16 protein-coding genes are annotated in these 21,069 nt (G+C 69.8%); 4 read left to right on the top strand and 12 right to left on the bottom strand.

Going from position 1 to position 21,069, the window contains the following annotated elements; genetic code table 11:
• Positions 1-24: 24 nt before the first annotated feature.
• From PZE19_RS22415 to PZE19_RS22460, 10 genes are all read right to left on the bottom strand, one after another.
• Positions 25-1,440 carry a neutral/alkaline non-lysosomal ceramidase N-terminal domain-containing protein gene (locus PZE19_RS22415; protein WP_277862830.1) on the bottom strand — a complete coding sequence of 472 codons (1,416 nt, stop codon included), beginning with the start codon at positions 1,438-1,440 and terminating at the stop codon, positions 25-27.
• Between the two features lie 45 nt (positions 1,441-1,485).
• Positions 1,486-2,655: an ATP-binding cassette domain-containing protein gene (locus tag PZE19_RS22420; RefSeq protein WP_277862831.1), complete on the bottom strand. Its 1,170-nt coding sequence runs from the start codon at positions 2,653-2,655 to the stop codon at positions 1,486-1,488.
• A 25-nt stretch (positions 2,656-2,680) separates the two neighbouring features.
• Positions 2,681-3,850, bottom strand: coding sequence for an ABC transporter permease DevC (devC, locus tag PZE19_RS22425; RefSeq protein ID WP_277862832.1), 1,170 nt, complete (start codon positions 3,848-3,850; stop codon positions 2,681-2,683).
• Positions 3,851-3,881: 31 nt separating this feature from the next.
• A complete protein-coding gene (locus tag PZE19_RS22430; RefSeq protein WP_277862833.1) occupies positions 3,882-5,132 on the bottom strand; it encodes an FtsX-like permease family protein in 1,251 nt (416 codons plus the stop codon).
• 2 nt (positions 5,133-5,134) lie between these two features.
• The gene (locus PZE19_RS22435) at positions 5,135-6,220 is read right to left on the bottom strand and encodes an HlyD family efflux transporter periplasmic adaptor subunit (RefSeq protein WP_277862834.1); all 1,086 of its coding nucleotides are present in this window, start codon (positions 6,218-6,220) and stop codon (positions 5,135-5,137) included.
• A gap of 255 nt (positions 6,221-6,475) precedes the next feature.
• Positions 6,476-7,228, bottom strand: coding sequence for a gamma-glutamyl-gamma-aminobutyrate hydrolase family protein (locus PZE19_RS22440; protein ID WP_277862835.1), 753 nt, complete (start codon positions 7,226-7,228; stop codon positions 6,476-6,478).
• 597 nt (positions 7,229-7,825) lie between these two features.
• A complete protein-coding gene (locus PZE19_RS22445) occupies positions 7,826-9,610 on the bottom strand; it encodes a cytochrome b N-terminal domain-containing protein (protein ID WP_277862836.1) in 1,785 nt (594 codons plus the stop codon).
• Positions 9,603-10,136 carry a QcrA and Rieske domain-containing protein gene (locus tag PZE19_RS22450; RefSeq protein ID WP_277862837.1) on the bottom strand — a complete coding sequence of 178 codons (534 nt, stop codon included), beginning with the start codon at positions 10,134-10,136 and terminating at the stop codon, positions 9,603-9,605. Before PZE19_RS22450 ends, PZE19_RS22445 begins: the two co-directional genes overlap by 8 nt.
• A 161-nt stretch (positions 10,137-10,297) precedes the next feature.
• Complete coding sequence (locus PZE19_RS22455; protein WP_277862838.1) at positions 10,298-11,287, bottom strand: DHH family phosphoesterase; 990 nt, start codon at positions 11,285-11,287, stop codon at positions 10,298-10,300.
• A 50-nt stretch (positions 11,288-11,337) separates the two neighbouring features.
• Positions 11,338-12,321: a GDP-mannose 4,6-dehydratase gene (locus tag PZE19_RS22460; RefSeq protein WP_277862839.1), complete on the bottom strand. Its 984-nt coding sequence runs from the start codon at positions 12,319-12,321 to the stop codon at positions 11,338-11,340.
• Between the two features lie 339 nt (positions 12,322-12,660).
• Here PZE19_RS22460 and PZE19_RS22465 point away from each other — a divergent pair, with 339 nt between their 5' ends.
• Positions 12,661-13,758 (top strand): hypothetical protein, encoded by a 1,098-nt coding sequence (locus tag PZE19_RS22465; RefSeq protein WP_277862840.1) that lies wholly within the window; start codon positions 12,661-12,663, stop codon positions 13,756-13,758.
• 84 nt (positions 13,759-13,842) lie between these two features.
• Here PZE19_RS22465 and PZE19_RS22470 read toward each other — a convergent pair whose 3' ends face one another.
• Positions 13,843-14,301, bottom strand: coding sequence for a hypothetical protein (locus PZE19_RS22470; protein ID WP_277862841.1), 459 nt, complete (start codon positions 14,299-14,301; stop codon positions 13,843-13,845).
• Between the two features lie 541 nt (positions 14,302-14,842).
• Here PZE19_RS22470 and PZE19_RS22475 point away from each other — a divergent pair.
• The 3 genes from PZE19_RS22475 to PZE19_RS22485 all read left to right on the top strand — a co-directional run bounded on the left by PZE19_RS22475 (position 14,843) and on the right by PZE19_RS22485 (position 19,607).
• Positions 14,843-16,594, top strand: coding sequence for a hypothetical protein (locus PZE19_RS22475; protein WP_277862842.1), 1,752 nt, complete (start codon positions 14,843-14,845; stop codon positions 16,592-16,594).
• Positions 16,595-16,983: 389 nt separating this feature from the next.
• Positions 16,984-17,934, top strand: a complete 951-nt coding sequence (locus PZE19_RS22480; RefSeq protein ID WP_277862843.1) for a DUF2135 domain-containing protein — start codon at positions 16,984-16,986, stop codon at positions 17,932-17,934.
• A gap of 263 nt (positions 17,935-18,197) precedes the next feature.
• Positions 18,198-19,607 carry a sigma-54-dependent transcriptional regulator gene (locus PZE19_RS22485; protein WP_277862844.1) on the top strand — a complete coding sequence of 470 codons (1,410 nt, stop codon included), beginning with the start codon at positions 18,198-18,200 and terminating at the stop codon, positions 19,605-19,607.
• Between the two features lie 27 nt (positions 19,608-19,634).
• Here the strand turns inward: PZE19_RS22485 and PZE19_RS22490 are convergent, their stop codons facing one another.
• Positions 19,635-20,951 carry a hypothetical protein gene (locus tag PZE19_RS22490; RefSeq protein WP_277862845.1) on the bottom strand — a complete coding sequence of 439 codons (1,317 nt, stop codon included), beginning with the start codon at positions 20,949-20,951 and terminating at the stop codon, positions 19,635-19,637.
• Positions 20,952-21,069 lie beyond the last annotated feature (118 nt).

Consider the following 21,069-nt stretch of genomic DNA (forward strand, 5'->3'; position numbering starts at 1 on the left):
CGCAACCAGCCGGCGTTAAGTCCGTCACTTCTTCATCGACGGAACCAGCGCCTCGGGCACGGTGAAGAAATCCGGTTCGGGCGTCGCGGCGGTCCGCTTGAAGGCGTCGCCGAGCAGCGATTCGGCCGTCGCGACCACCAGGTCCTCGACGGCCGGATCGTAGCGGGTGGGCCAGCCGTAGTAGATCTGCGAGAAGTCGGATTCGTAGCCCCCCTCGCTCAGCACCCGGCGCGAGGGGATGTAGCCCGGGATGTCGTTGCACCAGCCGTTGATCCAGATCCGCGTCCAGTCCATCTCGCGCTTGATCCGGACCGCGTAGTCGACCGTGACCTCGCCGGGGAGGAAGACGATCGCCAGTTCGGGGCCGAACCGCCAGGCCGCGACCTCGTAGGGAACGACGTCCGGAAGCTTGCCGTCACGGTCGAGCTGGTCCAGCATGCGTTTGGCGTGGCGGCCCTCGAAGCCCTCGCGCCTGGCCTCGCGTTCCCAGTGGTCGCGGCCGGGAGCCTTCGCCAGGGGCAGCTCGATCGCCTTGTGGACGACCTCCGTCGGCGCGGCCAGCGGCTTGAGCGGGGTCGTCGCCAGGCGGGCGATCTCGTCGGCCACGGCCCGGCCGTGGCGGCGCGAGAACGCCAGGCTCCCCGTGGGCTGGGGGCCGACGTCGGCGCCGCAGCCGATGGTGATCAGGGCGGTCGCGCCGGGATTGGCCTGCTCGACGTCGGTCGCGGCGAAGCCGGCCCAGTCGCCGCCGACGCGGTTCTCGCTGCCGGCGCTCGTGCAATGGCAGGCGTAGCTCGCCCACACGGCGACGAGCTTCCCCTCGCGGCGGGCGAAGAGGGCGGGGAAGCTGTGGTCGACGGGGGCCTTCTCGGCGAAGGCGAAGCCCATCCACTTGCCGTCCTTCATCAGCCGGCGATTGCCGCCGAACGTCGCCCGTCCCTGGCCCCACGACAGCTCGGACGGCTTGCGGTCGCGGACGGCCGCCTGGGCGACCTCGACGAGCCTGTCGGTCAGCCACTTCGTGTACGCGGCGACGTGCTCGCGCTGCTCGGGCGTATCGCGGCCCTCCCAGATCAGCGGGGCGTAGCCTTCAAGGGTCGGCGAGTTGTGCGTGTGCGTCGAGGCGACCACCAGCCGCGAGGGGTCGACCCCGCCCTGGGCGGCGATGCGCCGGCGGACCTCGGCGACGACCGGCGCGGGGACGCCGCAGTTCTCGACGGCGACGAGGACGACCGGGTCGGCGTCTCCCACGGCCAGCGCCCGCGCCGAGAGCGGCGCGTCGACGGCCTGGTGCTCGCCCACGCGATGGCCGTAGCCGGCGAGCAGCACGGGGTGCGTCGGCGTGACGTCGACCTTCGCGACGCCCACCGCGACCTCTCCGGAGACGGCCCAGGCGCCCGACAGGCTCAACACGATCAGGACGCGGAACGGAAGGTGCATCGGCGGACCCTCGGGGGAGTTCGGCGGTGACGGGACGGGACGGGATCAGGGCGTGGTCGCCGCCGGCTCCTGGAGGGCGGGCGACGCCCCGGCGAGGAGGCTGCGGATGCGGGCCTCGAACGACTGGTCCGCGGCCAGGGCGTGGAGGAAATCGTCCTTGTGGAGGACGTACAGCTCCAGGTCGGTCCGGGCCGTGACGGTCTCGGGCACCGGCATCTTGAAGTACGAGGTGATCATGCCGAAGCTCTCGCCGTAGCACTTCTCCTCGTCGTACTGGCCGTCCTTGTAGGCGTCGGCCACGCCCGATCCGACGACGTAGAAGCGGTCGCCCTCCTGGCCCTGGGCGACGATCGTCTCGCCCGCGGCCCGATTCTCGACGGTCATGTAGTTCGCCAGCCGCGAGAGGGTCGCTTCGCTGAGCCCTTCCAGCCACGACGTCGCGGCCAGGGCGCGGACGATCCGCACGGCGACCTTCGTGAGCGAGTTCGTCACGATCCGGCCGGCGATCATGTTGACGATCCGGTCGGCCTTGTCGATCACCCGCTGGTCGTGCGTCACGAGCAGGACGGTCGTCTTCGTCGGCCCGTCGGCCAGGCTGCGGAGCAGGTCCAGGACGATCTGGCTGGACTGGGCGTCGAGCGAGGCCGTTGGCTCGTCGGCGAGGACCATCTTGGGCTCGTTGACAAGCGCCCGGGCGATCGCCACCCGCTGCTTCTGGCCGCCCGACAGCTCGGCCGGATGGTGGTGGATCCGCTCGCCCAGGCCCAGCCGGGTCAGCATCTCGATGCAGCGGCGGTCCATCTCGGCCGGCGACGCCGGCTTCAGGGCCGTCGCCATCCGCACGTTCTCTAGCGCCGAGAGCGACGTGAACAGGTTGTGCTGCTGGAAGATGAAGCCGACGTCCTTGCGCAGCTCGACCTGCTCGCCCTCGCCGGCCTTGGACAGGTTCTGGTGGAGGACCTCCAGGTAGCCCTCCTGCATCTTGCGGAGCGCCCCGATGAGGGTCAGCAGGGTCGACTTCCCCGAGCCCGACGGGCCGGTCATGATCACGACCTCGCCGCGGCTGATCTCCAGGTGGTTGTCGAACAGGACCTGGGTGCGCGTCTCGCCCGCGCCGTAGGCGTAGTTCACGCCCACCGCGCGGATGACGACCTCGCCGCCCGCGGGCATGTTCACGGCCCGGGTCATCGTCGTGGTGAGCAAGCCCGAACTCATGCTGATCCCCCTCGAATCGTGATTCTCAAGCGAAGAGCTGCGCCGGGTCCGCCGAGATCAGCCGACGCGCCGCGTACGCCCCCGACCCGACGCACATCAGCACGGTCAGGATCAGGATCCAGTACGGGTTGTTCCGCGTCACGTCCATCGGCAGTCCGGTCAGGCGGTGGACCCACTGGAACAGGAAGAAGCTGACGATCAGGCCCGCCGCGTAGCCGAGCAGGGCGAGGTAGAAGGCCTGCGTCAGCACCACGCGGTAGAGCGCGTAGTTGGAATAGCCGATCGCCTTGAGCGTCGCGAACTCCGGCAGCCGGTCGCTGATGTCCGAATAGAGCACCTGGTAGCAGATCACCGAGCCGACGATGAACCCCATCACGACGCCGATGTAGAAGACCGTCCCGATCGGCGCCACCTTGTCCCAGAAGTCGCGTTCGCGGGCGATGAACTGGTCGAGCGTGAGCACCCGGACGTCGGGCGGCAGCGCGGCGGCGACGGCGTCGCGGACCCGCGTCGGGTCGGCCCCGGGCTTCGTCCGCAGGACTCCGACGTGGACCTTGCGGTCGAGCAGCGAGGGCCCGTCCAGCTCGGGGAAGGCCGTCATGAGGTTCTGGTCGCTGACCACGAGGTTGCCGTTGGTCTGGACGTTGATCCCCAGAGAGAACGTGCCCACGATCTCGAACCGCTTGCCCGCAAGCTCCGAGACCTGGCCCGTCTTGAAGACCCCGAACTGCCGCTCGCGCGAGCGTTCGTCGGCCATCGCCGTGTTCGGGCGGCTCCAGAGGGCCCGGTTCTGCTTGAGGACGGGGATGTCGAGCACGTCGTCCTGGGGCGGGTAGGCGACGACGCAGATCCGCTCCTCGCCGCCGGTCTCGGGGTTCCGCCAGAAGGACGACCGGGTGACGGTGTAGAGCGGGCTCGACGAGGCGACCCCCTCGACGTCGCGCGCCTGGACGATCCGCTCCAGCGGGAACGGGAAGGGGACCGAGAGCGAGTAGAGCGTCCGGCTGAGGATCACGACCTGGCCGTCGATCCGCTCGATGACGTTGACCATGCTGTCGAGGATTGACTTGCGGAAGCCGTTCTCCATGAACATCAGGGTCGTCGCGAACGCCACGCCGGCGACGGACGCGAGCAGCCGCAACCGGTGCTCGGTCAGGTTGCGCCAGGCCAGGGGGATTCTTCCGCCGAGATGCATGCGAATGGGTCCGTCGAATTCCGTCACCGGTTCAGAACAGGTCGGCCGGCTGGGCGAGCCGCAGCCGGTTGACCGTCAGCCCTCCCGTGACCGCGCCGACCGCCAGGGCCAGGGCGAAGGTGAGCGCCAGGTTCTCGCGCGTGAGCACCATCGGGATGCCCGCCAGGGTCTCGGTCGCCAGGTACACCACGACGGCGATCGCCACGGCCGCCGCGAAGGAGATCAGCATGTACAGGATCGCCTGGAAGACGAGGATGCCCGCCAGCCGCCAGATCGAATAGCCCATCGCCCGCAGGGTCGCGTACTCGGGCAGGTGCTCGCGGACGTCGTTCGAGAGCACCTGGTAGACCACCACGGCCGCCACGTTCATCGCCACCAGGACGCCGATCGCGAAGAGCTGGCCCGTCGAGGTCTGGTTCACCCAGTGGTCGACCTCGTTCGCCAGGACGTCCGGCCGCGACGAGACCCGGACGTCCGACGGCAGCGCCTTCCGCAGGGCCGCGACGGTCGCGTCGACCGCGCCCGGCTTCACCTTCAGGAGCCCGAAGTTGGTCGTCTCGCGCGACTCGTAGTCGCAGGCGCGGACGAAGGTGTCGTCGGAGCAGAGGACCGTAGAATCGGCCGCGAAGCCGCGCAGCATGTCGAACCCGCCGACGACCTGGACGGCCGTGTCCTCCAGCTCCCAGTCGTGGAAGCGGTCGCGGACCTGCCAGCCGAAATCGGGATTGGATAGGGCGTTCAGCAGGACCCGATCGGGCACGCGGAGCTTGCCCCGCGCGGCCTCGATCGATCCCAGGATGGGCTGACGAAACGGCGGGTGGTCGAGGTCGAAGCCCATGACGTACAACTGCCGGCGCTGGAGCGGCCGGGGCGTGCGCGAGCCTTCGATCCAGCGGGTCAGCGCGCCCGGCCGCGGCGCCGAGTCGTCCGGCGGCGCGTCCAGCGGGTTGGGCGGGCAGCGCCAGAGGGCGAACGTGGCGTAGAGCGGCGTCGCCGACTCGACCCCGTCGACGCCCTTCGCCTGGCGCAGGCGTTCCAGCGGCAGGAAGCCGGGCGCGTAGAATTGTTCGAACCGCGACGAGGTCAGCAGGACGTCGAAGTCCAGGACGTCGAAGTTGTTCGTCGCCGTGATCCGCACCGCCTGGAGGAAGCCGAGCTGGAGCAGGACCATCGTCAGCGAGAACGCCGCCCCCGAGATCGCCGCGAACGACCGGCGACCGCCGTGGGCCACGTTCCGCCAGGCGAGCGGCGGATTCTTCAGGCCGAGCCACGACCTCGCCACGTTCAACCGCCCCCGCCGGGTGTGATCGCGACCTCGGCTTCCATGTTGATCAGCCGCGCGGCGAGCTTGGGGTCGTCGAGCGCGACCCAGACCTTGACCACCCGGACGTCCTTGAGCGCGCGAGGGTCCAGGTTCGCGGCCTGGTTGCGGCCGACGATCGAGCCGATCCGCTGGACCTTCCCCGCGATCGACTGGTCGAGGATCGACACCCTGGCCGCGTCGCCGACCTTGACCCGCAGGACCTCGCTCTGGAAGACCTCGGCGACGGCGACCATCACCGAAACGTCCCCCAGGACCAGCAACTGGCCCGTCCCCACCTCGCCCGGGTGGGCGACGACGTCGAGGATCTTGCCGGCCCGCGGCGCGAGGACCTGGGTCTGCTCAATCCCGGCCTGCGCCAGGGCGATCTGGGCGTCGGGGAGGAGGAACTCGGGGTTGGCGTCGGCCAGTTGCTCGTCCTCCAGCGCCCGCTTCTTGACCGTGAGCGCCTTCTCGGCTTCGAGCAGGTTCTTGTCCAGCTCGGCCTGCGTGGTCTTGGCGAACAGCTCGACGTAGCGTCCCCCGTCTTCCAGCCTCGCCCGGTCGACCGGCCCGGCCAGGCCGCTCAGATTGTAGAGAGGGGTGGCCTTGTCGAGCAGCTTGCGAAGTTCGTCGGCGACCTTGGTGGCGGCGACGAGCCGGGGCTCGTTGGCCTTGTCGAACTGCTCGCGCTCCAGGAGGAACTTGTCCTTCTTCGCCTTCCTCTGGAAGGTCATCTGCTGTTTCTGGATCTCGGCGAGGGCGAGCTGGGCCTCGGCCTGCTTGCGGCCTTCGAGGACCGCGAGAACCTGCCCGGCGGTCACGTCGTCGCCGACGGCGACCTTGATCTCGTCGATCCGCTGTCCGGGCCGCGAGCCGACCGTGACCAGGCCGGTCGCCGGTTCGAGCCGGGCGAGGGCGTGGACGCGGGATTCGCCGGCCGAGGCGGACGCGGCCTGCGCCCGCGCGTCGGAGGGCCGGGCGGCCACCAGGGCGAGGACGACCACGGCGGCCAGGGCCTTGCTTCGCGAGGGTCGACGGCCGCCTGCGCCGGTGCTGATATGGGACATTTCGGGGGCTTCTCCGCGACTGACGAAGGTTCGGGACGACGAACCCGGGGGTCGGCCGGGCCGAGGCCGGGACGCGACCGCTTCCATCGATGGAGAGATCTTAGGGCCGGGACGGACCCCGTCCAAGTCCCGACCCTCCGAACTTGGCCATGATGCAACCCTCGCGCCGGGCGGACCTTCGAAAATGCGAACGGCCCTCGCTTCGGTGGGGAAGCGGGGGCCGTCGGTGTTTCGGGGCGACTCGTCCGGCCGGCGTCAGCCGACGCGGGCGAGGGCGGGGGCCTGCTTGGCCGAGGCGGCGGCCTCGACGAACGCCTCCATGAGCTGCATGTCGAGGGAGATGTGGCCCTCGTTCTCGGGGTGCCACTGGACGCCGACCACCCACCAGCTCGGGTCCTTGCCCTCGTAGGCCTCGATCAGGCCGTCGGGGGCCAGGGCCGAGATCCGGAACGGCGGGGCGAGCTTGCGGACGCCCATGTGGTGGTAGCTGTTGACGCGGATCTCGCCCGGGCCGTAGATCTCGGCCAGCCGGGTCTTGGGCCGCATGACGACGGTGTGCCGATGGGCGCCGCCGTGGGGGTCGAAGTGGGGGATGCACTTCGGCAGGTCTTCCGGCAGGTGCACGAAGAGGCCGCCGCCGGCCACCACGTTCAGCTCCTGCATCCCCAGGCCGATGCCCAGGGTCGGGATCTTCTCCTGCTGGACGAGCTTGCAGAGGAGCCGGTCGGACAGCTCCCGGCGCTCGCTCATGACGTTGACCGACGGGTGCGGCGTCAGGCCCATCTTGCGGGGGTCGAGGTCGTCGCCGCCGGCCAGGACGACGCCGTCGAGCCGCTCCAGGATGGGCAGCATGTCGCTCTCGCGGGTGACCGGCGGGATCATGATCGGCAGGGCGCCGGCGGTCAGGAGGGCGTCGTAGTAGCCCGTCGGCATGAGGCTGTGCGGATTGCGGCTCTTGTCCGAAGCCCGGAGATCCATGTTGATGCCGATGAGGGGTCGGTTGTTCATGGCGGAGTCCCTTCCGTTGGTATTGAGGCTTGGCAGAATCCGTTCCCATCCCCCACGGCGCACGGAGGTCCGGCGCGCGTCCTGGGGAAACTCGCAGGGGCGTAATCGACGAGGGCTTGACGGAGCCGGGTCGGGGGACGACCGCGGGCTCGTGGCGAAGACCTTGAAGGTCGCGGGAGATTGCCGGTGGGCCCGGATCGAGGGGGGCGAGTCCATCCTGACTCGGCTGTCCCCTCCATGGGCCAAGCGTTCAAAGCGGGTGGAGTCTAGCCGTCCGCCCATCCGGATTTCAAGCATATTTCCCGGGAAATCGAGGATTCCCGCCCCTCCCAGGGCGAGGGGAAGCCGGGTATCCGCAATCGCCCCGCGACTGCTGTTCAAGCGCCACCGCGTGCAGATCGAAGGCCGACGATCCGGTCGTCCGGATGGGAACCGCGGGTGCGTATCCGGGAGAGAAACGTGCGGCTGGACGCCTGCCGGGGAGACGGGACCTGCGTTCGAAGCGAAGCCATAGCATTCACGAAACGCCGCGACCCTCGTCCGGTCGGGCCGGACGAGGGTCGCGAGGGGCTGAAACGTCTTCTCAGCGACCGGGACTCACGGTTTCGCGGCCGGCTTCAGATAGTCGCCCTTGATGTAGCGGACGATCATGTCGACGTCGCTCTCGGGCATGTCGTCGGGGGGGGCGGCGGGCATGCGCTGCTTCGCTTCGAGGTAGCCGTACAGGCCCGCCTCGGACGGCTTGCGGATCATCCGCTTCATCCAGCGCGGCGATCCCCAGGCGAACAGGTCGGGGGCGTCGCGGACGCCGCCTTCGGTGTAGCCGTCGATCAAGTGGCACTTGCCGCAGTCTTTCTGGAAGAGGGCGTTGCCCGGGTGGTCGGCGACGCCTGGCGTGTTGAGCCACTCGTCGACCGACTGGTCGGCGGGGATCTTGGCGAAGGTCGCCACGAACTCGGCCACCTGGTCGAGCTGCTCGGCGTCGAGCTTCGTCGACTTCTTCCACTCGGTCATGCCGTCGCACTCGGGCGCCTTGCCGAAGTAGGCCTCGGCGTCGGGCTTCTCCAGGAGGCCTCGGATCCAGGCGTAGGAGCCGAAGTCCTTCAGGTCGGGCGCCGACTGGTCGCCGGTCCCCTTCCCGTCCACGCGATGGCAGCCCAGGCATTTCTTCTCGAGCAGGTCGCCGCCGCGGGTGAGCGGGTCGAACCGCAGCAGGAAGCCCGCCCCCTGCGGCGGGATGCCGAAGTCGGGGTGGGCGGCCAGGTAGAGGGCGCGTTCGTTGGCCGCGTCGGCCTTGGTGCGGGCCTCCTGGAACGAGGGGTTGCCCGCGTCCTCGCGGAACGAGGCGATCGTCAGGAAGAGGGCGCCGCCGGCCAGCGCGAAGGCCAGCGTGCAGGCGAGGAAGTGGAGCAGCTTCGAGGGCATGACCTTGTCGAGCAGCGGCAGCAGCGCCATGGTCGTCATGAGCGCGCCGGGGATCGCGATCGACCCCACCCATTCCAGCCGGCCCGGGAACGACTTCAGCATCTGGAAAAGGAACCGGAAGAACCACTCGGGACGCGCCGGGTAGTCCGGGCTCGCGGGATCCGCCGGCGCGTCGAGCGGGGCCCCGCCCTCCCAGAGGACCAGGCCGATCAGCACGCCGACGATCGCCGTCACGACGAGCGAGTTGCGGAACGTCTGGTCGGGGAAGTAGGTCGCCCGGGGGGCGTCGGGCGGGACGTCCGCCGCGTCGGCGGGCGGCTTCAGGCCGTGCCGGTAGCGCAGGGCCAGGTGGCCGCCGAGGACGATCGCCAGCAGAACCGGCAGGATGCCGACGTGCAGGCCGTAGAACCGGGTCACGGTCTGGTTGCCGTACTCGGAGCCGCCGACGACCACCGTCTTGACGTAGGGCCCGAGGACCGGCGCCCCGCCCATGATGTTGGTGACGACCTTGGTGGCCCAGTAGCCCTTCTGGTCCCACGGCAATTGGTAGCCCGTGTGGCCGAAGCCCACGATCAGGACGAGCAAGACCAGGCCGAGCCACCAGTTGACCTCGCGGGGGGCCCGGTAGGCCGCGGCGAAGAGGACCTGGAGCAGGTGGATGAAGAGCAGGACCATCACCGCCTGGGCGCCGAAGTGGTGCATGCCCCGGATGAACCAGCCCATCCACATCTGCTTCTCGATGTAGAAGACGCTCCCCCACGCCGTCGACGACGAGGCGCTGTAGGCGGTCATCATCATCAGGCCGGTGAAGGCCTGGATCAGCAGGATGGCCAGCAGGGCCGAGCCGCAGACGTACCGCCAGCGGGGGCCGGCGGGGAGGGGCTCTTCGCGCATCGACCGCAGGGGGCCGCTCAGGCCGGTGCGGTCCTCGAACCAGTCGGCTAGGAGTTTACGCAAGGGGGATCTTCTCCTCGGCGAGGGTCCGGAAGCGTTGGAAGCGGACGCGGACCATGGGGTCGGCGTCCTTGCTCAGCTCGACGTCGAGCCGGTCCATGGGCCGGGGCGGGACGAAGTTCTGCGGCTTGCCCTCCAGGTCGAAGGCGCTGGTGTGGCAGGGGCAGATGAAGTGCTTGGCGTCGTCGGCCAGGTTGATCGCGCAGCCCAGGTGCGGGCACTCGGCCGAGTAGGCGATCACGGCGGGCTCGGCCCCCTCGGGCTGCCGCACCAGCCAGACCGCGCCGGCGGGCTCCTTCGGATATTTCACCCAGGCGTCGACCTGGTCGCGGACGATGCCGAACGACTCGGGCACCCCCACTTTCAACTGGCTGAGCGCGACGAGGCCTTCGAAGACGTCGGCCTCGGCGGCCGTCCCCGGCTTGCGAAGGGGGTTGAGCAGGAAGGCGGCCGCGGGCACGGCGACCGCCAGCTTGATCAGCCCGCCCAGGACGATCGTCCCAAGGCGGTGGAAATCGCGTCGATTCATGCGGGTGCCTCATCGGGGTGGGGAGCGCGGGCGGGCGGAGGGCGGGGCGACGGCCCGGGCGCCCGAAGCGGCTGCGGGCCCGGCCCTGCGGGGATGAGCGGACCGTCCGGCGCGTCGGCCGCGGGGCGGTCGCGATTTCGGCGTCTATCGTGTCGCGCGCCTCAGGCCGGATCAAGGGCCTTGCGGATCGCCGCCAGGACGCGGTCGACCGCGACGGGGAGCGGGTCGGCCACGGTCAGGCCGGCCGCCGCCTTGTGGCCGCCGCCGCCGAACTCGGCCGCGATGCGGGCGCAGTCGAAGCCCGCCCGCGATCGCAGGGAGCCCTTGACGCCCCCCCCCCGGGGCAGCTCCATCAGCAGCATGCCGATCTCGACCCCGCGCAGGCTGACCGTGTAGTCGACGAGGTCCTCGGTGTCGGAAGGGATCGCGCCCGTCCGCGCCAGGTCGGCCTGTGAGACGGTCGAGTAGGCGACCCGGCCGTCCAGGTCGGTCTTCAGCCCCGAGAGGAACTCGCCCGTGAGCCGGAGCCGGCCCAGGGTGCTGCGCTCGAACAGGTCCCGGTAGATGCTGTCGATCTCGGCCCCGGCCTCGATCAGCTCGGAGACGGCCAGCAGCGTCGAGGGCTTGGTGTTGGGGTGGCGGAACCAGCCGGTGTCCATGGCGATGGCCGTGAACAGGCCGGTGGCGACCTCCTTCGTGAACCTGCCGCCGAGCGCCTTGACCGCCCGCATCACGAGCGTGCCGGCGGCCTCGGCCGACGTGTCCTTGAGGAACACCGCGCCCAGGTCGTCCTGGCTGACGTGGTGGTCGACGACGACCCGGGGGCCCGGGAAGGCGCGGATGAAGTCGGCCATGTCGCCGAGCTGCGACCACGCCGACAGGTCGAGGATCACGGCGACCTGGCGGTCGGCCAGGCTCCCCGGCGCGAGCGTGCTGAAATGCTCGAAGAACGTCCCGTCCGGGTCCAGGTAGTCGTACCGCGGCGGCGTCCGGCTGGTGTTGACGACCCGGACGTCCTTCCCCTTCTGGCGGAGCAGCCCCGCCATGCCGACCTCGGAGCCGAGTGCGTCGCCGTCGGGGCGGATGTGGGTCGTCACCAAAAAGCGGTCGTATTTCTCCACCAGGTCGGCGAGCGGGGTCCAGTCGATCATGTCGGGTCGGTCCAGGTTCTTCGTGGGGATGGACGGTCGTCTGCGAGGGTTCAGGTGGTGTAGACGTCGGGACGGAAGCGGTCGATGTGCTCGCGAATCCAGCCCACGGTCTCGGCGAGCCCCTCGTCCAGGCTGTAACGGGGCCGCCATCGCCAGAGGCTCTGGGCCAGGGCCGTGCCGGCCACCAGCCGCTCGACCTCGCTGGCGGGCGGGCGGAGGCGGTCGGTCTCGGTCTCGACCTCCAGCGTCCGGCCCAGGATCGTGCCGATGCGCTCGACCAGGTCGCCGATGCTCACGTCGGAGCCCCGCCCCACGTTCACCACCCGGCCCAGGGCCGCGTCGCACGCGGCGATGGCCACGAACGCCTCGGCCGTGTCCTTGACGTACGTCAGGTCGCGACGGGGATCCAGGCGGCCGAGCTTCACGACGGGTCGGGTCAGGGCCTGGCTGATGATCGTCGGGATGATCGCCCGGGCCGACTGGCGGGGGCCGAACGTGTTGAACGGCCGCAGGATCGAGACCGGCGTCGCGAACGAGCGATGGTAGCTCTCGCCCAGGGCGTCCGAGGCGATCTTGGTCGCGGCGTAGGGCGACTGGCCGCGTAGGGGGTGTTTCTCGTCGATCGGCACGATCTGGGCCGTGCCGTAGACTTCCGAGGTCGAGGTCAGGACGACCCGCTCCAGCTTCTTCGACCGCCGGCAGGCGTCCAGGACGTGCGCCGTGCCGTTGACGTTCGTCTGCACCACGTCGTACGGGTTCTGGTACGAGTAGGGGATCGCGATCAACGCCCCGAGGTGGAACACCTGCTCGCGGCCGTCGACGGCCCGGGCGACGGCGTCCGGGTCCTTCAGGTCGCCGCGATGGACGTCCAGCTCGGCCTGGACGTCCCTGGGCAGGTCGTCGAGATGGCCCCGGTCGTCGCGGCCGTTGTACCGCACCAGCACGCGCACCCGATGCCCGAGCCGCACCAGGCGCTCGGTCAGATGGCTGCCGATGAACCCCCCCGCCCCGGTGACCAGGACCGCCTTGCCCATGAATGGCTCCTCCGCGCCCCGCCTCCCGGGGCCTTCGAATTTCCGAATGCGAGCCAATCTTAGAACTTCGACCGAGTCTTGACCACCGGAACCGTCGCGTAATCCTCACCTTTCCACACGCCCAGGGGCATCCCGTCAGCCCAGAAAGAGACGTCGACCCGACAGGCCCGAAGGACCCAAAGCCTCCAAGAGCCGCATTTTCTCGATAGGACGTAAAGCGACGCGTCAACCTCGTCGATACCTCTTAACACGGAGACATGATCAGCCCGGTCAAGGCTTGCCTCCCGAACCTACGGAACTCGACGACCGATGAAATCGTCACGACCCGGAGAACGACCGATGACCCTGCGGCTTGTCTTGGTCAGCTTGGTGGCGGGATTGGGCCTCGGCCTGCCCGCCTGGCCGACGATCGAAGGCTGTGTCGCCGGCGCGCAGAAATGGATGAACGCCCGCCTCGCCGACATGGACGTCCGTCGCGGGGACGAGACCCAGTACGTCGTGATCCACGACCTGCTCACCGCCGAGATGAAGCGAGCCCACGCCGCCCGCCAGGCCCGGCGCGCCGGCTCCCGCCCGACGATCGACGCGCCGGCCCCGGCCCGCGTCGCGACGATCGCCCTGCCCCACCCGACCTCCGCCCGCAACCGGGCGGAGATGCTCGCCCGACGCTCGGCCGATCTGGCCGCCTCGACCCCGCCCGCCATCCCCTTCGGCCTGCCGAAGCTCGACGACTTCCTGATCGCGGCCCAAGACTCGAATCCGGCCGAGGCTTCGCCGGCTCCGGCCCCCGCGCCCATGTTCTCCGCCGTCCGTCCCGACGAGTTGGCGAAGCTGGCCTGGTCGAGCTTCGAGCCCACCGGAGCGAAGCTGGCCGCGACCTTCGCCGAAGGACTTCGCGAGGCCGCCGAGCGCGACCGCACGGCCCAGGCGTTCGCCGCCATGGGGACGGCCGCCGACCTCTACTTCGACGGCGGCTTCGCCCTCGAAGCCAAGGTGGAGACGCCCACCCTTCCCGAGGCCGTGATCGCCGCGACCCCCGAGCCGAAGGCCGTCGCGGCGCCGGCCCCCGCCGAGCCCGCCCCGCTGCCCGGCTTCGAGGCCATGGAGCAGTCGGCCAGCCTCTACTTCGCCGAGCCGATCCAGGACGACTCCGCCCCGGCCCCCGAGGCGCTCGCCGCGACGACCCCCGAGCCCGTGGCGGCCTCGGCGACGGCCGCCATCGAGGCCGTCGGCCTCGCCATGCTTCCCGAGGACGTCTTCGCCCCCCTGGACGAGCAGCCGATCGTCGCGACCCACGCGGTCGCCGAGGTCCGGACCGTCGCCCCCGACGTCAACAAGGCCGTGCGACTGACCCGCGAGGCGCTCTCGGCCTGGGTCAACGTGCTCACGAGCCCGGCCCTGGTCACGGTCTCGCGGACGGCCTCCGTCGCCCGCTGAGCCCTCGGTAAATGGAACACGCGGCGTGCCTCGGGGTCGGCTCCCCCGGCGCACGCCGCGTGCGGTCGTTTCGAAGGCCGGAGGTCAGGCGTCCTGTTCGGCCTTGGTGAACAGCAGCAGGCTCGCATCCTCGTCGAAGACCGGCGGCGCGGCGTCGTCGACGATCTTGCGGTAGCCCAGGCCGACGGCGACCTTGATGACCTCGGCGTAAGTCGGGAACGACTTGCCCGAGAGTTCCTTGAAACGCTGCATGGCGTTCATGAACTCCATCTCGTCATCGGTGTATTGTTTCTCGAAAGTCGTGGGGTCGATGCGTTTGCGCCGTTCTTTGCGCTCCCGGCGTTCGATCGTTTTGGGTGGTCGGGGGGTGTCCGGGCCGTCGAAGCGGCCCCGCGATCGGAACGTGCCGCGGCGCTCCTTCCCCTCGCGACGTTCGTGGAAGACCGAGTTCGCGGGGTACGCCGCGAAGTCGAACGGCGCGGTTTCGGGCTTGGGCTCGCCGGCGGCGGCGTCGGACTTCAATTCGTCTTGAGCGTCGTTCATCTGTTGAGCCTCCGGCCGCCCCGGGGACGGCGTTGCTTCGCTCGGAGGGGCGGCGGCCGACTCGACCTCCGTCTCTCCGCATGAAGAACCAGTAGGACGCGGGGTTTGCGTTGTCAAAACGAGACCGCCGTCCACCGTCGCGGGAGGAAAACGCGAGCGGGACCGAAGAAACCCGGCGACCCGTTCGTCTTGTTGGGAAAGCAAGTCGCGCGGCCGGCCGGGGATCATTCGCCGCCCCCGGTTTGGCCGCCCCGGAAACCATGTGGCATAATGGTTGACGACGAGCCGAACCAAGCCAGCATCGAGCCGCCTCATGGGGACTCGTAAAGACCACCGAGGATCAGCAACGCCCTGGGAGTGGGATCGGCCGCGGGGCCCCGGCCTTGCGCGGCCGGGTCGGGCCGGCCCGAGTTCAACCCCGGAACGTCCGTCGGCGGCGGCTTGCGGCCCCTGCGGGTTTTCCGTAAATTGCGATGAGTAAACACCTAGCGCCCAGACCGGTCATGGCGCCGGTGATCCCTTCTGCTGGAGAGCCTCGATCATGTCGCGAACCGCGAGACTGTGGAAAGGCGCCGGGCTGCTGACCCTGGGCGGCGTTTTGCTGTCCGGGGCCGCCTCGCGCGGCGACGACGCCCCGCCGCTTGCCGACCAACTGACCGACCTGGGGCGACAGGCGCTCGCCCAGGGCGCCGGCGGGATGGCTCGCTCCTTCTTCCAGAAGGCGCTCGAGATCGATCCCGACAACGCCGACGCCACCAAGGGCCTCGCCGAGGCCAAGGTCGCCCAGGAGCGGCTCGCCCGGGTCGCCCTGCAAGAACCCGCCGCGCCGCCGCCGGCCCCGGGCCTCGACAACGCCCCGGCCGACCCCGCGGCCCCGGCCGCGCCCGCTCCGGCCGCGGTCGCCCAGCCGACGCCCACGCCCCCCGCCCCGCCGAGCGCCGGCCCGAACAATCGGGCGACCCTCGAGGAGTCGGACCGGGCCGACGCCGTCGCCCGCCAGCAGCTGACCAGCGACGTCGAGCAGCGGCTCACCGCGGCCCGCGAGATGGTCCGCAGCGGCTCTCCCGAGGGGGCCCTCGACGCCCTCCGGCTCGCCCAGAACGTCGTCCGGTCGGCCTCGAACGTGCCCGAGAGCGTCCGCAACGACCTCGACCGCCGGATCCAGGCCCAGTACCTGGCGACCGTCCGCGACGCCGACCGCCTCGTCGCCGAGCGGCTCGAACGCCAGCGGGTCCAGTCGGCCGCCGAGCAGCGGAACCGGGGCCTCTCACAGCTCGTCGCCAACCAGCAGACCATCAAGGCGATGATGGACCAGTTCGACACCCTCATGGGCGAGGGCGCCTACAACTCGCTGTACAACGGCGGCATGGGCAACATCGCCCTGGCCACCGCGCCCTTCTACGACGCCCGCCTGCTTTCGCAGCACGCCCGGGCGCTCATGCACAAGGGGACCCTCCCCTACAGCGACGAGGACCCGGCCCCCTTCGCCGGCATGTTCCTCTCCACGACCATGGGCTTCCTGTCGCAGGAACGCCAGTACGAGGCGCTCAAAGAGTATCGCTTCATGCTGACGATGGAAGACGTCGACCGCGCGGCGGTCCCCTTCCCCGACAACAAGATCATCGAATACCCCGACGCCGAGCTGTTCCGCAACATCTCGGAGCGGCGGATCGCCCGCTACGGCAAGGCCGTCGACGTGTTCGACCGCGACCCCAAGACCAAGTCGATCCTCGCCAAGCTCGACGAGCCCCTGGCGATGAACTTCCCCAACGAGACGCCCCTGGAAGACGTCCTCAAGTACGTCAAGCAGGCGACCCAGACCCCCAGCGACAACGGCATCCCGATCTACGTCGACCCGATCGGCCTCAATGAGGCCGACAAGACGATGACCTCGCCGGTGTCGCTCGACCTCGACGGCGTGCCCCTCAAGACGACGCTCCGGCTGATGCTCAAGCAGCTCGGCCTGACCTACACGGTCAAGGACGGCTTCCTGATGATCACGTCGCAGGAGTCGGAAGACCAGCAGACCGACATCCGCGTCTATCCCGTGGCCGACCTGGCGCTCATCCCCATCTCGCTCATCTCGGGCGGCGGCGGCGGCGGCATGGGCGGCGGTATGGGCGGCGGCATGGGCGGCATGGGCGGCGGCGGCGGCATGGGCGGCATGGGCGGCGGCGGCATGGGCGGCATGGGCGGCGGCATGGGCGGCGGCGGCATGGGCATGATGTCCATCCCGGTCTCTCCGGCCCAGGACGATCCCGCCAGCGCCCTCATGCAAAAAAAAAGCAACTGACCGCTCCCAGGACCGGCTCCAACCGTCCTTCTAACGACGCTTCGCGGGATCAGTCCGGCCGAAAGGCGGCTGATCCCGCCGGCGTTCTAGAGAAGTCCCCGGCCGCGAAGCCCGGCGCAAAACCGATCGATCCCAAGGTCGTCCCGGCGCCGGCCGCCGGCCGGTCTTCTCGTGAAGGGCTGATCCCGATCACCGGGGCGACGTCCGCCAAACCTTCGTCCGGGGGCGATCCCTACGCCTACTGGGCGGACTATTTTCGAAAGCACGACGAGACGCCCGACCAGGTCCACGAGACGATCCGCCTCCTCAACCGCAGCGGCAAGACCCGCGACGTCCACGCCGCGATCCTCGGCTATCTCAAAGAGCGGCCCAAGAACGCCGAGTTCTGGATGTACGAGGCCCTCGCCCTGGCGATCGAGATGAACGGCGGCAAGCCCGAGGACATGAAGACCGCCCTGAACTACGCCGCCGACCTCGCCCAGCGCTCGCACAACCCGAATCACCTCGTCAGCGCGGCCGACAAGCTGATGCTCAAGGGCTTCACCGACCGCGTCGGCCCCCTGCTCGACGAGGCCCACGAGAAGATCCCCCACCGCTCCGAGCCGCTGGCGATGTCGATCAACCTGGCCCAGAAGACCCGCGACCCTAAGCGGATGGCCGACTCGATCGACAGGCTCCTGTCCCTGGGCTGGCCCGGCCAGGACGAGTACTTCCGCCGCGAGAGCCGCAAGCAGGCCGAGACGCTCGCCAAGGTCCTCACCGAGGAAGGCCGCACCGAGGAGGCCGAGAAGCTCCTGGGCTCCCTCCCCGCCGCCGAGGCCCGCGACCTCTACATCCGCCTGAGCTGGGACGGCGACGCCGACTACGACCTGGTCGTCCAGGAGCCCCTGGGCGCGACCGTCGCCTACACCATGCCGCGGTCCGTCTTCGGCGGGGCCCTGATCAAGAACGGCCTGGGTGCGCACCCCGAGGAGATCTACGTCTGCCCTCGGGGCTTCGACGGCGACTACACCGTCCGCATCATGATGATCGCCAACGACGCCGTCCGGCCGGCCACCCGCCTGACCCTGGAGACGATCACCCACGAGGGCGACGCCAAGGAGGTCAAGAAGACCGTCACCCTGGCTCCCAACGACCCCAAGGCCAAGCCCGTCGTCGTCACCCTCAAGGACGGCCGCCGCACCAAGGTCCTCCCGTTCGTCAGCCCGGCCGTCGTCCGCCAGTCCGTCGAAGAGGTCCTCGAGAACCGCTCCGAGAAGGACAAGGAGAAGACCAAGGACCAGGCGCCCGAGGCCAAGAAGCCCGAGACGAAGCCCAGGAACGCTATCCCGATCCAGTGAGCGATTCGGAGGCCCAGGCCCCCCCCGAGGATCCCGTTGCATCGTGCGGCGGGCTCGCGACAAGCCCGACGGGATCGGGGCGATCTTCATCAGCCCGGACAGGGGGGCGACCCGGGCGTCAAGGACCCGTCGGCGGGAGAAACCGGGAAAACAGGCCGGGCGAAGGGTTGGACCTTCCCAAGGTGCTCCCGCAACTGCGAAAATCGCCTACGACCGGACCGTCTGCACGGAATCAGCACCCACGACGGCGGAAGGATGGAACCATGAAGCGCCGGATCCTCACGGTCGACGACCAGAAACTCAGCTGCGACCACCTGCGGCAGATCCTCGAGCCCGAGGGCTACGAGGTCGAGGCGGCCTACGACGGCGCGACGGCCCTCGAAATGCTGCGCGACAAGGTCTTCCACCTGGTCGTCACCGACCTCAAGATGCCCGACATGAGCGGGTTCGAGCTGCTCTCCACCATCCGCGACCGCCGGGTGCCGGTGGGCGTGGTGGTCGTCACGGCCTACGGCGACACGTCCGAGGCCCTGCAGACGATGAAGGCCGGGGCCGACGACTTCCTCCGCAAGCCGTGCGACGCCGAGCACCTCCGCCTGGTCGTCGAGCGGACCCTCAAGCGCCGGCACCTGTTCGACGAGCTGGCGCAGCTCCGGAACCAGCTCCGGGGGACCTACAGCTTCCACACGATGGTCTCGCAAAGCCCGAAGATGCGGCGCATCTTCGACATGATCCAGCACGTCGGCCAGGTCGACTCCACCGTCCTCATCCAGGGCGAGACCGGCACCGGCAAGGAGCTGGTCGCCCAGGCGCTGCACGCCGTGAACACCCGCCGCAAGGGGAAGTTCGTCGCGCTGAACTGCGCGGTGCTCAACGACTCGCTGCTGGAGAGCGAGCTGTTCGGCCACGAGCGGGGCGCGTTCACCGGCGCCGAGAAGCGGAAGATCGGCCGGTTCGAGAAGGCCGACGGCGGCACCCTGCTGCTCGACGAGATCGGCGACATCTCGCAGGCCATGCAGGTCAAGCTGCTCCGCGTCCTCCAGACCGGGACCCTGGAGCGCGTCGGCGGCGTCGAGCCGATCAAGGTCGACGTCCGGATCGTCGCGGCCAGCCACAAGCGGCTGGAGGACGAGGTCAAGGCCAGGCGGTTCCGGCCCGACCTCTACTACCGCCTCAAGGTCGTCTCCATCGACATGCCCCCCCTCCGCGAGCGCAAGGAGGACATCCCGCTCCTGGCGATGCACTTCGTGGAGAAGCACGCCTCGGCCGCCAGCCCGATCACCGAGATCGACTGGGCGGCGATGCAGGCGCTCCTGAACCACCAGTGGCCGGGGAACATCCGCGAGCTGGAGAACGCCGTCAAGGCGGCCGTCGCGATGGCCGAAGGCTCGGTCCTGCACCGCGACCTGCTCCCCGAGACGATCGCCCCGCGGGTCTCGCCCGCCGCCGGCGGCGGCCCCAACCTGATCGACATCGACGAGCGGCTGCCCCACCTGATCGAGGACCTCGTCGGCCAGGTCGAGCGCGAATACTTCCAGCGCGTGCTCTCGGAGTACCACGGCAACGTGGCCCGGTGCGCCCGCCACAGCGGCCTCTCGCGCCGGAGCGTCACCCAGAAGCTCCAGAAGTACGGCCTCGAACGCCAGTCGTTCAAGAAGCCCAAATTCGAGTAGGCCGCCCCCGCCCCCGCGCCACCCCGGTCAGGGGAGCGGGACGTCCTTGAACGTGAAATCGAGCGGCACGGCGACGACCCGGCTGGGGGTCTCGTACACGAGCTGGTAATCCTCGGGCTTGCCGGGCGCGTCGACGAACAGGTATTCGAAGCCCAGTCGGCCGCCGTCGCTGCCGGTGTTCGAGAAGCCGCCGTTCTGCTCGAACTTGGAGCCGTCGGCCTTCTGGAGCCAGAGGCGGTTGTTGAACAGGCCCTGGCGGTAGCTCTCGAACGCCGGCCCCTCGCCGGGGTAGCTCAGCACGACGCCCACCTTCCAGACCTGCTCGTCGACCTCGACGCCTTCCAGGGTCACGCCGACGTCCCCCTGCTGGATCGTCTTCTTCTGGGCGAGGCTGGGGAAGCGGAAGGTCTTCACGCCGGCGGGGAGCGTCATCTCGGCCTTGACCCGGAGCGTGGCGAGCTTGACCGCCGAAGGGTCGGGCGCCGCGAGGTTGATGTTGACCTCGGCCGCGGGGTTCTCGGGCCGGAGCACGACGTCGGTCGACTCCGTCGTCACCTGAGGCTTGACCACGCGCCCCTGGTCGTCCTTGACCTCGATCGCATCGGCCTTGATCGCCAGCAGCATCGGCCGGATCCGGGGCTCCCAGGAGATCTCGAACATCGCATTGGCGGACGACGTCCCCGCCTGGAAGTCGCGCTGCTGGGCGACCTGCTTGAGGGTCACGCGGAAGGGCCCCACGTACTCGGCGGGGGGCTTCGCCGACGCCGCGGCGTCGGCCGCCATGATCCCGACCGTGCCGTCGCCGGTGAAGGCCGTGGGCGCGACGTTCGCCAGCCGGGCGACCTCGTCGAGGGCCTGGAAGAAGGGGACGTCCTTCAGGGCGAGGTCGAACGAGGGATTCGTGGCCTCCGCCCCGTATTGCTCGCGAAGGTCGGTGATCGGGTTCCCCGTCTGCTTCTGGATCTGCTGGAGGGCGTCGCTGAGGCGGATCCCCTGGGCCTGGATCGTCACCTTGGACGGGCTCGAAGGGTCGGCGTCGGCCCCGGCCTCGTGGATCGCCTCGCGGACCCGGGCGAGCCGCTCCGAGCGCTCTTTCGAGGGCCCGGCCGCGTCGGGGAGCAGCGGCAGGATCTTCGCGCCCAGCTTCTTGAGCGCCGCCTCGGCCGCGTCGCGGGCCTCCGGCTTCTCCGCGTCCAGCCGCTCGACGAGCTGGGCCACACGGTCGCGCAGGGCCGCGTCGGTCGCCTCCTGGGCGGAGGCCGGCCCGAGGCCGGCCGAGGCCGCGGCGAACAGGAGCGCCGAAAACCACCGCGAGAACCGTCGCCGCCGGATCGTTGCGATCATCGTCCCGAGCCTCCCCGCCGTACGCGACAACTGTCATAGCCACGTCGCGGTTCAGTGTATCGGGCCGTCGGCGGGGGTGCAACGCGTCGGCGGCGGTCCTGAGACGGCTTGACCCTGC

This window comes from Paludisphaera mucosa (assembly GCF_029589435.1).
Lineage (GTDB): Bacteria > Planctomycetota > Planctomycetia > Isosphaerales > Isosphaeraceae > Paludisphaera > Paludisphaera mucosa.